We start from the raw sequence: 12,465 nt of genomic DNA on the forward strand, positions 1-12,465 counted from the left end.
AGATGTGTATAAGAGACAGGGTGGATGCCCCTGTTGCCATGTTTCGGGTGTACTGCTCATGTCCCGGCGTATCGGCAATGATGTATTTGCGTTTTTCTGTTGAGAAGTAGCGATAGGCGTCATCAATGGTAATGCCCTGCTCACGTTCTGCCTGCAAACCATCCACCAGCAAGGCCAGATCCAGTTTATCGCCTTGCGTTCCTACACGCTTACTGTCGTGTGTAACAGCAGCCAGCTGATCTTCATAAATCATGCTCGTGTCGTGAAGAAGACGACCAATCAGTGTGCTTTTACCATCATCCACACTGCCGCAGGTCAGAAATTTCAACATCTCTTTGCGTTCGTGACGGGAAAGATATTCTTCGATATCGGTGGCAATAAGTTCAGACTGGTGTGACATCAGAAATACCCTTCCTGCTTTTTCTTTTCCATGGATCCGGAACTGTCGTGGTCAATAACCCGGCCCTGTCGCTCAGAGGTTCTGGTCAGGAGCATCTCCTGAATCACCTCGGTTAAGGTATCCGCTTCAGACTCCACGGCGCCGGTTAATGGGTAGCACCCAAGCGTTCTGAAACGCACCTTACGCATCTGAGGCTCTTCTCCAGCATTCAGTGGCATCCGATCATCATCCACCATAATCAGGTTGCCATCACGCTCCACCACCGGGCGCTCTTTGGAGAGATAGAGCGGTACAATCGGAATCTCTTCCAGATGGATGTACTGCCAGATATCCAGTTCCGTCCAGTTGGACAGCGGGAAGACCCGAATACTTTCCCCTTTCTCTACCTGGCTGTTATAGATATTCCAGAGTTCAGGGCGCTGATTCTTTGGGTCCCAGCGGTGGTTCTTATCCCGGAAGGAATAAACACGCTCTTTAGCACGGGACTTCTCTTCATCCCTGCGGGCACCACCAAAAGCCGCATCAAACCCGTATTTATCCAGTGCCTGTTTGAGTGCCTGAGTCTTCATCACATCGGTGTGTTTGGCGCTGCCATGGGTAAATGGTCCAACCCCCTGCTCAAGACCTTCCGGATTGGTATGAACCAGCAGCTCAAGCCCCAGCTCTTTCACCCGCTGGTCTCGAAACTCAATCATCTCCCGAAACTTCCAGGTGGTATCCACATGCAACAAGGGAAAAGGAGGTTTTCCGGGGTAAAAGGCCTTCATGGCCAAATGCAACATGACTGCAGAGTCTTTGCCAACGGAGTACAGCATGACAGGGTTTTCAAACTCGGCAGCCACTTCCCGCATGATGTGGATGCTTTCCGCTTCCAGCTGTTTTAAATGATGCTCTTGATGATGCTCTTGATGATGAGAGTGTTGATCCGACATACATTTCGACCTAAAGCGAAGTTATTGTTGTGCTCCAAGTGAAATACTATCAGTGAAAAAAGAATAATAAATTTAATATGTAGATCGTTTTTACATATAAATATATCTCTTGGCTTTTAAGATAATGGGTATCGAAGATTCTATCCGAGTACTATATAACCACCTAACTATCTGAATAAATAGCGTTTTCCTATCCCTCAAGCCTCTTTAACGATCAATATAAACAAGCACTTTACCTTAGCCTTCTCTCCCTCCCGAATATGAGCCAATTCTGTCCGTTGAACCAATATGGAACCGTAATGTCAAATTAATAAGGGTCAAGACATATCAAGACATTAACGATGTCTTCAATTTCCAATTAATCCCAGATAAATCAAACCAGACATAGGGATGTATACAATGAACAGTCAGCTGCCAGTAGAAGCTTTATCTCCTAAGCAACAACTAGCGAAACTGGAGCAATCAGACGCCACTCACCAAGAGGATGTCGGCCGCTTCTCGGGGAAAAATGTTAAGGTAGCACTTCTTACCAGCCTGCCATTTGTGCTTGCCGGACTACTGACGTTACTGACCTCCTTTTTTCTCCCCCTGGGTCTGGTTTTTGGCCTGGCTACAGCAAGCTATTTTGCCGCAGGGACGATTGCATCCACCGCTATTTATAAAGCACTGTCTGATCGAAAGGCTAAAGCCATGCCAGCAGACAGTGTGCTTCCTTACATAAACCAGAATATTAAGAGACTGGAAAACACTTTTGGTGATTCTTCAGGCCCTGCCTCTTCGAGGCAAATATATGGGTCACCCGCTGTTAACAAAGCACAACAAAAGTCTTCAAAACCATTCTTACCTGAACCGGGACCTGATGCATCCGCAGCTTCTGGTCACAAAGCACTATCTGACCAAAGCCTTAACCCCTCTATTGGTGGTGTTCTTCCTGACAACCCGGGTTCCCGGTTAAATACTGACAACAGCCTCCAGAATCCGGCTTCCGTAAGAAATACACCCGGGACGCCCGATCAAAATTATTTACGACCAGAGCCTTCATTACGAGGACGTACGCTACCGCCGAAAGCCAGCAAGGGCAATACAACACATTTAGCAGCCAATACGCCAACTCAAAATGGAAAAACTCACGCATCCGGAAACGCTAAACCAATTATCAGCCGTCAACGTACGGAAGATGAAGCATCCACGGAGGCTCTGACAAATGCGCTGTTTGTATACCTGCGTGATCAAAATACGCTTAATAGAACAGCCCCAACTTCATTAGAAGTTGATTCCGCTTATGATGGATCAACCTCATCATTGCAAAGTAATAAGAGCTTATCTTCTGACTACAACTCTATGTCGTCACGGGGAAGTCCTTTGCAATCAGAGCCTGAAGATGACAACCCTGATGCTGCATTAGATTGCAGTGTAAATACGAGTAAAGCTCGAAAGCACAACCAACCCGACAACTCCAGCTCGTCATTGCCAGCGGTAAAAGCTGCTAGAAAAGAGCCTTCCACTACTAGTGCTAACAGAGCCGAAAATAGTCCTGCTACTGTTCCTATCTTGTTTCAAAGAGATCAACCAGGCTTAAGCTCAGATGCTGGTTTTGATGATGAATCTGATAGCTCGTTTTTCAACACAATCGAAAGAGAAGAATCAAAGGTTTCAGAAGTACCGAAAACTCCTGAAGATTCTCTTGTCGATGGTGACCCGCTCGAAGAAGGTCGACCAACGGAGGATGTACTTCCAGCTCCCATTAACGATTCGAGCAGTATTGGGAAACAAATCGTACCAATAAATCAGGCACTACCAGTAGCGAAACAGGCTCACATTGTTTCAGAAGCTTCCGAAGAAGTAGAAGACGATAGTCAGACTGCAAAGCAACAAACTGCAAAGTGTGCAGTAAGCGTTTCACCGCAAACAGAGCTACCACTCCCTAAGACTGCCACAGCATTCGATCCGGGTTCTATAAGTCAACAGGCAGACACCTCTTCACCATTGCAATCCCAGAAGAAGATCACACCAGGTCAAAGCAAAAGACCTGCCACCAAAAAGACGCAACCAGAAAGTATTACCAGAGCATCTGCTTCCCTCTCTGACTTATCTTTAAAAGCAAAAACTCATGAAAATACTAAAACCCGAAAAAATGAAAAATTAACTTTTCAAAAACAGACAGAGAATAAAACGGCTCCCGCTATTGAGGGAAAAGAAGATAAAGCACCCATTCAAAGTACGGATACTCACACTCGCTCAACATCTTATAAAAGCGCTGAAAAAAGAGTGTCGGCATCCGTTTCAGATAATCTCACCGGTCTCTCTGAAAAGTCTGTGACCGAATGCAGAACTTCAACTTCACTGGTTAGATCATCTGCAAAACAGGTGGTTACTACTCATGGCAACGACACAACGGGTTTAAGGCTTTTCTCGGATGGGAAAGCGCTCTATTTCAATGGAGAACTCAAAGATTCAGGCGGTAAGCTCCAATTACGGCTTACCCCTGCCAATACTGGACGATCGATTTCTGATAACACTGGCCTTGATTCTATAAAGCAGCCAGACTGTGTGATTAAGATTGAAGAAGACTTAATGAGACCTGCCACCAGTGAACACTCAAGCTCAGCACTGGCAATTCCGGCTGATGCTAATACTCATCATCATTTAAAAGTGTCTTTACTCTTTAATTGGGACGTTCCATCAACCGCTACCGTCATTACAATAAACCGTCAAGCAACACATGATGATCTTGCTAATTTGCAATACTGCCTGAATAACCACGGAACCTGCGACCTGGGCATCGACAAAAGCCAATTGCCGGCACTGCAGTTAGATAAATGGTTTGCACTGGAAAGTGGGCGTGCATTGGGTGAGTTGGAAAAGGCCATAGAAATAGATACCGCTGAAAACCTGGTAGTAACCGTTACTGACTCTGCTCAATTCAGTATCGCACCAGCACCAACGAAGACTCCTGTTGAAGACGTTTTATCCTGCAGTCCGCCTGAACAGCCTGAAAAAGATCTTTCCCTGGCAAATTTAAACACGCCTGCTTCAGTCGAAGAAGCAGATAAAACCAGGGTGCCTGTTAGCAAACAATATCCGGATGGGAACTATGTGCCAGTAGAGAAAATATTATCTGTCTCCACACATCCAATGATGAGGCAACAAGCCACAACTGACAGACAGCGTCAAGCATCAGGAACAGAAGAAATTATTCATGGGATGCTTGGAAACTTCAAAGAAACACGGGGCAATAGCCAGCCAATAAGCATGCAGGCCCATGAAGGCAAAATATCTGGTTCCAGCATTCTTGGTATAAAAGAACCAGCCCAAGAAATGCTCAAGACCCTTTTACCCGTAACGCCCGAATATCCAATAAGCGTTTTAGCCCCAAGAGAGAATGGGCCACTGCCTGATAAAGAACTACCATCCGCTCGCACTCAACCTGTAGCTGCACAGCAAGCTAATGAAAATAAGAGCCAACCTGAAAAAACAACAGCCCCTTCTTCTACCTTCACAGCTAACGCATTCAACCTTGCAGAGAAAACTGCGCCCCTGATAACTGCTTCTGAGGCTTTTGATTCCGGTACGAATCATTCTGAAGGCAAAGACCGGGATGAAGATCAAGATCATCCTCTTTCAGGAAGACAAACCAGTGAAACCGAAGAAGTTATTTCTGAAGGCCACACCGCTAATACACCGGCTCTTGTTGCGTCAAAAGCTGAGCCAAAAGAGCTACCCACTGGCAAAACCATTCGCGCTCAAAAATCTAAAAAAACCACTGGATGGGGAAAGTTATCCTTAAATAACTTTTCGAACATCTTTGCCAGATCTGAGAAAAAACACCCTGAGCCACGGCAAACAGCAGCTACATCCAAAGATGAGTCCCTGGAGTTAGTATCAGTAATCAGCGAAGGCCTTCTTAAACAGTACTACGAAGGTTCAAAATTACTTTCCTCTGAAGAAGGCGCTCTCAGTGAGAGAGTACCGGAGCATATGCCAATACAATACTATTTAAGCAAGGAAAAAACTGATCTATCAAAGCCAACTCTTACCCATGAAAAATTAAAGGATCAGGTCGCTCGCGATGCTGATGGCCTGTTTTTAGATATACGATTGAAGCAAAATGATGATTCAAATTCAACTGAGCAAATAAGCTATCGAAACCTGTCTGATTTTCCCGGTACCACCCGCGATGCTCAAGCAAAGCAGTTAGTTGAAAGACTGCTCGGTAAGCTCGATGCTTTCCTGGCATCGGGAGGAGTACATGATGATTCGAGAAGGCGTCATTTGAGAGATGTTATGCTTGATTACTCTCACCAGGGTGCCTTCGCTATCCACTGTGCAACAGGCTCATTTATTGCGGATATTTACATAGATAACCTTAAAAGCCAGCTCAATGCACACATAGGTCCAATCATGCTATATACTTCCGATGAGCTTATTACCATAAGCCCTGCTCGCGAAGTACAGAATGCAGCCTATACCATTAGGCCTGCCGGCGGCCAAAAGTGCACCCACGTTGAGTTCCAGATAGATAAGGATAAACAGAGCCTGCTGATCAGAAAAGTCTATGCATGTCCTTTTGGATTAATCAAACATTCAACCGATTCTATGGTTTCAGATTCTCCAAAAAGAATCTCTATAGAAACACATTCCAGGTTGGGCTTACGGCCTGATACTCAAAACAAGGTCGAACGGATGACAGCAACAGAACTGACTGACAGTGATAAAGCCTCAACTCAACAAAATCCTGAACCTGTGGTTTTATTCGATGGTGGCTGTCAACTGTGTCAGGATCGTATTCCCGATTTCTGATAATGACAACTAACAAAACAAAACTGATTATCAACTATCTATTATTCCAGATTGGCTGGTTTGCCTGTGTCCTCGGAGGAAACCCCATTGCTCTGGCAGCAACAACGGTTGTTCTCTTTATTCACCTGACATGGATAGGAAGCTGGAAAAAGGAAAAGCAGCTGCTGGCCATCACCTTTCTGATTGGATGCGCAGTGGACAGTTTTCTCGGTAATCTTCATATCCTGCAATTCGGTTCTCAGTTAAATGACTATGGACGCATGTTACCGCTATGGTTAGCGTGCCTTTGGCTAATATTCGGTACGACGCTCCGGCACAGTCTTGACTGGTCACGCAACCATAAGCTTTATGGGTCTTTACTCGGACTGTTTGGCGGGCCGTTGAGCTATCTGGCGGGAGCAAAACTGACAGATATCACGCTTGCCCAGCCTTTATGGCAAACTCTGCTAACCCTGGCCATTATCTGGGCAATGATCATTCCACTGCTCCAGTCCTTCTCTCAGGCATGGCTGAATAAGGCAAAAAGTCAGTGATTTGCTTCTGGTGCAGCTTTCCTGAAAAAGCCACACTCAGCCAGGAACGTTATCAATCAATCTCTGCTTCAAACTCTTTATAAGCAAAAACACGATTAATGCGATGACTTTTCACAAACTTCGTAAACCAGTAGCTGCACCACTGCTCAGGCGCTATAGACTCCGCTGATGCTGGAACACTGACAGCAAAATAATCCACTGGAATACTTTTCCCTTCATCGTCCAGCACACTGAATAACAGGCCAGGCCCGGCGGCTGACCCATCTTCCATAAGCCTGACCCTGGTATGAAAAACCATGTCGATACAAACCCGCCAGATATCCCGTTTAGTGCACATCATCAGGTGAAAACGTGCTGTATCAAACCGAACATCAGAACCTGCTTTAATAAACTGCTCAGGCTCAAGCCAGGATGAAGATTTTCGAACCAGAAGGCCATCAATTTTATGACCACCGCTGGCAAACCACTCCTGCAATGCTGCTGACTGGCTGTGCAGCAAATCATCAACAGAAGAACAAGGCAAAGTTAGCGCTCCCATCAGAGACTCCTAATCCATCAATTTTATTTATTGTTGTCTGCGCTTATATTGCATCAGCCATAAGCCAGTCATTCATGACTATAATATGCCACCAGAAAAGCCCTTACTTTTTAAGGCACCCGGCGCATCTCTGATTGGCATTTCGATTATGGCTTTTCAGGCGACCTGATTATTCGACCAGAGTATTATATTTTTTATGATAGTCAAACCTTTAGCCAGACCTGTCTGCTGTCACTACCTGATATTAGTCCGGATTGAGTGTTGGATGGCTATCCAGAAAATGGCGATTTGCCATGGTCAGTGTAATAAATCCATGACTTCCCGCCGGGTCCCGCTCCCAGGCCACCAGGAACCTGTCACCGTTAACATTGGCAATATCAGAGTACGCCGCTAACCCGGAAAGCAATACTCGTGGCCGGTCATAGGTGCTACCTTCATCGGTACTGACGTAGACACTCAAGTCACGGCGGGTAAACAGCCCGGCTGAATTTTTCCCATGAGGAATGGTCAGTAACAGACGACTGATGGTTTCGCCATTTACGTTTGCCTGTGTATAGCGCTCAACTCCTGCACTAACAGCATTTGCCATTATTTCACTACCATTGCCATCTACCGGGGTACTGTTACAGCCCCAGTCCCATTGACCAGTGTTTTCATTATAAATCCCATAGTTGATGCGCCGACTGTTTTGGCTTCTACCATCCCTGCGGGATGAACTGTAAAGCCGGGATGCATTACCATTAAATACTTCAGTAATCTGATGTTCATTGGCCCCAGGTGCTGAATGGCCGCCATAATGCCAGGTTGCCCCGTGATCATCACTGTAGGCCACTGATGGCCGGTTTGTCCCCGCAGGGTCATCAGGCAGTACGGTATTCATGGGGATAACCAGCTTGCCATCGCTCATCCGCACGCCACTGGCAAGATTAACCGACAGCTTTTTAAAAGACTCCGGACGGTTATTAATCCTTTCCAGAAAACTGATTTCCTCTGACCATGTCAGGCCGAGATCATCGGAGTAACGATAAAATGGCCGTGTCTGAGCGCGATTGTAAAATGTAAAAAGACGTGAATACCCATGGTCGTTATCCAACACTGTAGTGGGCTGATAGGCGACATTGGACTTCGGCAGGTCGGGATAGTGATCGGTACCATCGGCCAGTACCTGAAGTGATCCCCAGGTCAACCCGCCATCTTCACTTCGTTTATAAACAATATCCATGGAATCACTGGTTCCGGGATCATCTCGTCGATTTTCCCGGCCTTCGGCAAAGATGATCACCACCTCTTTATGAACCACAATACTCGGTAAACGGAAGAGCCGATATCCCTCCGGTCTATCTGAACCACCGGTAAAAACATCCCGATGCATGAGAAACGCATCTTCTGCCCTGACTGCGCTGAGTACCTGCACAGACAACAGCAGGGTAGCCAGGAAAAACAATCTGGCGATCAGCCTGCCAGCAACTGATTGACGGCCTCTATCATTCATCGTGAAAGCCTCATTAGGAGTTTGCTTAATAGTCTTGACCATAAGGAAGGCTATTCAAGTTATTCAGGCATTTGCCCGGAACACTCCGGTACCGGTTATTCCAGCCTCCTGTCTTTTCCATGAAGTCTTTGGAATGCTAAAGTAGCCGACCTTATGGAATTCTTGTCAGGGGTAGTATTAATGGCAACTGTTAAACTTACCGAATATAGCCACGGTGCCGGGTGTGGCTGTAAAATTTCGCCAGAGGTACTTGATTGCATTCTGAAAACCAACCTCACTCTTCCCGATTTTCCAAATCTTGTCGTAGGAAACGCCAGTAAAGATGACGCTGCCGTTATGGACCTTGGCAACGGAGAAGGGATTATCAGCACCACTGATTTCTTTATGCCCATCGTCGATGATCCCTTTGATTTTGGCCGTATTGCTGCCACCAATGCGATCAGCGATATTTATGCCATGGGGGGTACTCCCATGATGGCTATTGCCATTCTGGGCTGGCCAATTAACAAGCTACCGGCAGAAGTTGCAGCACAGGTAGTAGACGGTGGTCGTCAGGCTTGTGCTGATGCTGGTATACCTCTGGCGGGAGGACACAGTATTGATGCCCCTGAGCCCATTTTCGGACTTGCCGTTACTGGTCGTGTATCTCTTGAACACCTGAAGAGAAACGACCAGGCTCAGGCAGGCCACAGGCTTTACCTTACCAAGCCATTGGGCGTCGGTATTCTCACTACGGCACAAAAGAAGAAACTATTGAAAGATGAGCACCAGCATATCGCCCGTGACTCAATGTGTACTCTGAACACAATCGGTGCTGACTTATCATTGCTCAACGGTATCAGCGCTATCACCGATGTTACCGGCTTTGGCCTTCTCGGCCACCTTCTGGAAGTCTGTGAAGGAAGCACGGTTAAAGCCACCCTGTATGCTGACAAGCTACCACTGCTCCCTTATGTAGAAATGTATCGCCAGCAAGGCTGTGTTCCGGGTGGAACGGAAAGAAACTACGCCAGTTATGGTCATAAGGCTGCTGATATTACGGAATCTCAAAAACACATTCTTTGTGACCCTCAAACCAGTGGTGGGCTTCTGGTTGCAGTAGACCCATCCATAGATGAAGCGTTTCATAACGTGGCCGAAAGGTTTGGATTATCGCTTGAGGCTATTGGAGAACTGTCACCATACGACGGTGGTAATTGGGTAGAAGTGATTTAACGTCAAAAACTGCTCCTCGGTAACTGCTCCTGCATTACTCTAACTCCTGCATCCATGCAGTCGTGCGTTTCTGGGAGTGCATAAAAAAAGCCCGGTAGACACCGGGCTTTAAATTTGTGCTAAATAGGTCGATTACCATACTCACCGGAGGGTTTTTGCGGTGGGTCTGCTGTAATGTTCGATTGAACCTCTTCTATCTCCCCACCTTTCTTAAGAAACGCTTCAATCTGGGCATCAAGACTGGCTCTCAGTTTTTTGCGCGATTCAACTGTCCGTTCTTCGGCAGGTTCATCACGACTTCCTAAAAAACCAATATCAACACCATCAAAACCAGCAGCAGCTTTACTCGGCTTTCTCCGTGCCATAGCTAAATCCTCTAATATACTGGTAATCGGAGCTCCTGCTCCGATATGTTATATTTAACTTCATATTCCGATTTTATAGTTATAGTCCAGCATCCGTGAAATGCCAGTTCGGTTTACGCCTCCTTATAAGTAATTATCTGTTAATACCTGAAATTCATAATTACTGATAACTTTCACCTTGTAAAGTGATGATTAGGTTTCGGCCTCCCCCATTATCCCGATGCTCCCCCAGCCAAATACCCTGCCAGGCACCAAGTGCGAGTAAACCATTGCTAATCGGAATCATTACATCGGCACCAAACAGGCTGGATTTAATATGAGCCGGCATATCGTCACTGCCTTCTATTATGTGCAGAAAATAGTCTTCACTTTCAGGAACATAATGATTACTGAAGGTTTCCATATCATGGCGTACATTAGGGTCAGCATTTTCATTTAATGTCAGCGATGCAGAAGTATGCTGTATAAATACATGACACAGGCCTGTTTTGTACTGGGTCAACTCAGGCAAGTTCTTGGTGATTTCTTCAGTTATAAGGTGAAAACCACGCTGATAAGGGGAAAGTCCAACCTGTTTCTGTAACCACATCATTAAACCCTCATGCAAAGATGCCGATAGCAATCTGTTTGCCATAAAAGATAAGCACCTGTTTATGATGGCACCTTTGACGGCACCTTCACCAATAAAAGACAGATTACTGTGAAGACAATCGTATATATTCATACACTTTGGCTGGCTATTGCATCACTCCCTGTGGAAGCGGTTTTTGATGGAGATCTCAATCCTTCAGGATGTTCGTTTATGGCTATGCAGAATTTTTATATGGAGGAACTGGGTATTCATCATGACGTCAACATTGAGTACATTCGCCAGATAATGCCAGAGCCCAATATGCTGGGAACTACACGACCACTGAAAAACGGCAGATATCAGATAACTCTGGCCAGTGGACTGGAGCCCAGTGAAGTCCGTATCACTATGGCTCACGAAATGGTTCATGTACGACAACTGGAAAATAGGCAAATTATCGTTTCAGAGTTCCAGAAGCACTACATGAACAGAAGCTTTGAAGACGAGGCTTTCCGGTTGAGCACTCCCCTCGCCATCAAGTTCTATACAAAGCATGCGTGCCAGAGCAGGCCCCCCGAGAAGCTATGACTCCGCAAAGGCAATGGCAATGACATTTCGAATCTGGACTATCTTAAAAGACGACTGTACAGCCACAATCAAAAGTGAGACAGCCACCGCAACACACCAGCAACGAAAATTCACAGTTCTGATGACGGCGCCAATACGCTTTCTTTTTATTCAGGCACAGGGTTTAAACAATGAAACACCGCAGCGTTACTCTCCCCCGACTGCCATTATTGATCATCTCCCATAGCCTGTGCCTGGCGGTGGGTTTTGCAATCGGAATTTACCTTCTGCCAATCCTGACCGCTCCGGAGTCCCCTCCGAAATCCGCTATTGAGTACAGCCGACAGTCCCAGCGTTTCCTGGGGCATTTCACCAGGAATCGGGAAGACAGTGATCAGATCCACTGGGGAGAGGGAGAGTTCAGTATCAATAAAGACTCCATCAGTTTTGTCGGAAAGCTGGCCCCCGGACCCGACTACAAGCTTTATCTGTCGCCACTTTTTATTGAAACGGAAGCCGCCTTTAATCAACACAAGGCCGGGATGGTCCGGGTTGGCGATATCAAAACCTTCGACAATTTTATTATTCCACTGCCATCAACTATTGACCCGGCCCAATACAACACCGTCATCGTCTGGTGTGAGGCTTTTGGACAGTTTATTACCTCCGGGCAATATCAGCCGTAAGCCCGTAGCGAGAATGGTAGAAAATCAAGGATGAAGGCCTGGCTTCATGAGACGAATATCGAAATATTTGACGAATAAAATCAAGTTTCCAGCCCCATTTGCCATCACTACTTTCCATCACCCCAAGGCCTCGCTCAAAAACTCAACCATGGTCCGAACTTTTGGCGTTGCCCCTCGATGGAACCGGTCATTGAATGTTGCAGGGAGCGGGTTTGTAACAGTGATCGGGTAGTGGGCCAAATGTGTGGATAGGGATAATCCCATACTGACAAAAATACTCTTCATCCCAATATACGTCCTATGACGTGTCTTATTGAAGTTAAATGCCCCGACTGCCATCTCTCGCTCGTTGGGAAGAACGGTTTT

At 46.2% G+C, this 12,465-nt stretch carries 13 protein-coding genes; 6 read left to right on the top strand and 7 right to left on the bottom strand.

The window, feature by feature from the left end:
• Nucleotides 1–400 (bottom strand): GTP-binding protein (locus tag RM811_RS20290; protein ID WP_402527722.1); only part of this gene is annotated, 400 nt, incomplete at its 3' end.
• Nucleotides 400–1,332, bottom strand: a complete 933-nt coding sequence (gene cysD / locus RM811_RS20295) for a sulfate adenylyltransferase subunit CysD (RefSeq protein WP_402527723.1) — start codon at nucleotides 1,330–1,332, stop codon at nucleotides 400–402. The genes RM811_RS20290 and cysD, both read right to left, overlap by 1 nt.
• Nucleotides 1,333–2,083: 751 nt before the next feature.
• Between cysD and RM811_RS20300 the strand changes: the two genes are divergently transcribed.
• The 3 genes from RM811_RS20300 to RM811_RS20310 all read left to right on the top strand — a co-directional run bounded on the left by RM811_RS20300 (nucleotide 2,084) and on the right by RM811_RS20310 (nucleotide 6,665).
• Entirely contained in the window at nucleotides 2,084–2,287 is a 204-nt protein-coding gene (locus RM811_RS20300; RefSeq protein ID WP_402527724.1) for a hypothetical protein, read from the top strand.
• Nucleotides 2,288–2,694: 407 nt separating this feature from the next.
• The gene (locus tag RM811_RS20305; protein WP_402527725.1) at nucleotides 2,695–6,132 is read left to right on the top strand and encodes a hypothetical protein; all 3,438 of its coding nucleotides are present in this window, start codon (nucleotides 2,695–2,697) and stop codon (nucleotides 6,130–6,132) included.
• 2 nt (nucleotides 6,133–6,134) lie between these two features.
• Entirely contained in the window at nucleotides 6,135–6,665 is a 531-nt protein-coding gene (locus RM811_RS20310) for a DUF2878 domain-containing protein (RefSeq protein ID WP_402527726.1), read from the top strand.
• 52 nt (nucleotides 6,666–6,717) lie between these two features.
• On the opposite strand, the gene RM811_RS20315 is transcribed toward RM811_RS20310, so the two are convergent.
• Nucleotides 6,718–7,203: a hypothetical protein gene (locus RM811_RS20315; RefSeq protein ID WP_402527727.1), complete on the bottom strand. Its 486-nt coding sequence runs from the start codon at nucleotides 7,201–7,203 to the stop codon at nucleotides 6,718–6,720.
• A gap of 244 nt (nucleotides 7,204–7,447) precedes the next feature.
• On the bottom strand, nucleotides 7,448–8,695 hold the full coding sequence (locus RM811_RS20320) for a sialidase family protein (RefSeq protein WP_402527728.1): 1,248 nt from the start codon (nucleotides 8,693–8,695) through the stop codon (nucleotides 7,448–7,450).
• A 180-nt stretch (nucleotides 8,696–8,875) separates the two neighbouring features.
• Here RM811_RS20320 and selD point away from each other — a divergent pair, with 180 nt between their 5' ends.
• Nucleotides 8,876–9,910: a selenide, water dikinase SelD gene (selD, locus tag RM811_RS20325; protein WP_402527730.1), complete on the top strand. Its 1,035-nt coding sequence runs from the start codon at nucleotides 8,876–8,878 to the stop codon at nucleotides 9,908–9,910.
• Nucleotides 9,911–10,029: 119 nt separating this feature from the next.
• Here the strand turns inward: selD and RM811_RS20330 are convergent, their stop codons facing one another.
• Nucleotides 10,030–10,275: a hypothetical protein gene (locus RM811_RS20330; RefSeq protein ID WP_402527731.1), complete on the bottom strand. Its 246-nt coding sequence runs from the start codon at nucleotides 10,273–10,275 to the stop codon at nucleotides 10,030–10,032.
• A gap of 160 nt (nucleotides 10,276–10,435) precedes the next feature.
• The gene (locus RM811_RS20335) at nucleotides 10,436–10,864 is read right to left on the bottom strand and encodes a secondary thiamine-phosphate synthase enzyme YjbQ (protein ID WP_402527735.1); all 429 of its coding nucleotides are present in this window, start codon (nucleotides 10,862–10,864) and stop codon (nucleotides 10,436–10,438) included.
• A 111-nt stretch (nucleotides 10,865–10,975) separates the two neighbouring features.
• Here RM811_RS20335 and RM811_RS20340 point away from each other — a divergent pair, with 111 nt between their 5' ends.
• Both RM811_RS20340 and RM811_RS20345 read left to right on the top strand, forming a co-directional pair.
• Entirely contained in the window at nucleotides 10,976–11,434 is a 459-nt protein-coding gene (locus RM811_RS20340) for a hypothetical protein (RefSeq protein ID WP_402527732.1), read from the top strand.
• Nucleotides 11,435–11,604: 170 nt separating this feature from the next.
• Complete coding sequence (locus tag RM811_RS20345; protein ID WP_402527733.1) at nucleotides 11,605–12,099, top strand: DM13 domain-containing protein; 495 nt, start codon at nucleotides 11,605–11,607, stop codon at nucleotides 12,097–12,099.
• 117 nt (nucleotides 12,100–12,216) lie between these two features.
• Here RM811_RS20345 and RM811_RS20350 read toward each other — a convergent pair.
• Nucleotides 12,217–12,465, bottom strand: a 249-nt coding sequence (locus RM811_RS20350) for a hypothetical protein (RefSeq protein ID WP_402527734.1), incomplete at its 5' end; no start/stop codon positions are given.

The sequence above is a fragment of the Endozoicomonas sp. genome (genome assembly GCF_031844845.1).
GTDB lineage: Bacteria > Pseudomonadota > Gammaproteobacteria > Pseudomonadales > Endozoicomonadaceae > Endozoicomonas.

Bases quoted from the DNA above. Each gene is read 5' to 3' on its own strand.
- cysD (WP_402527723.1), bottom strand. From the start codon at position 1,332: ATGTCGGATCAACACTCTCATCATCAAGAGCATCATCAAGAGCATCAT.
- RM811_RS20310 (WP_402527726.1), top strand. From the start codon at position 6,135: ATGACAACTAACAAAACAAAACTGATTATCAACTATCTATTATTCCAG.
- RM811_RS20315 (WP_402527727.1), bottom strand. From the start codon at position 7,203: ATGGGAGCGCTAACTTTGCCTTGTTCTTCTGTTGATGATTTGCTGCAC.
- RM811_RS20320 (WP_402527728.1), bottom strand. From the start codon at position 8,695: ATGAATGATAGAGGCCGTCAATCAGTTGCTGGCAGGCTGATCGCCAGA.
- selD (WP_402527730.1), top strand. From the start codon at position 8,876: ATGGCAACTGTTAAACTTACCGAATATAGCCACGGTGCCGGGTGTGGC.
- RM811_RS20330 (WP_402527731.1), bottom strand. From the start codon at position 10,275: ATGGCACGGAGAAAGCCGAGTAAAGCTGCTGCTGGTTTTGATGGTGTT.
- RM811_RS20335 (WP_402527735.1), bottom strand. From the start codon at position 10,864: ATGTGGTTACAGAAACAGGTTGGACTTTCCCCTTATCAGCGTGGTTTT.
- RM811_RS20345 (WP_402527733.1), top strand. From the start codon at position 11,605: ATGAAACACCGCAGCGTTACTCTCCCCCGACTGCCATTATTGATCATC.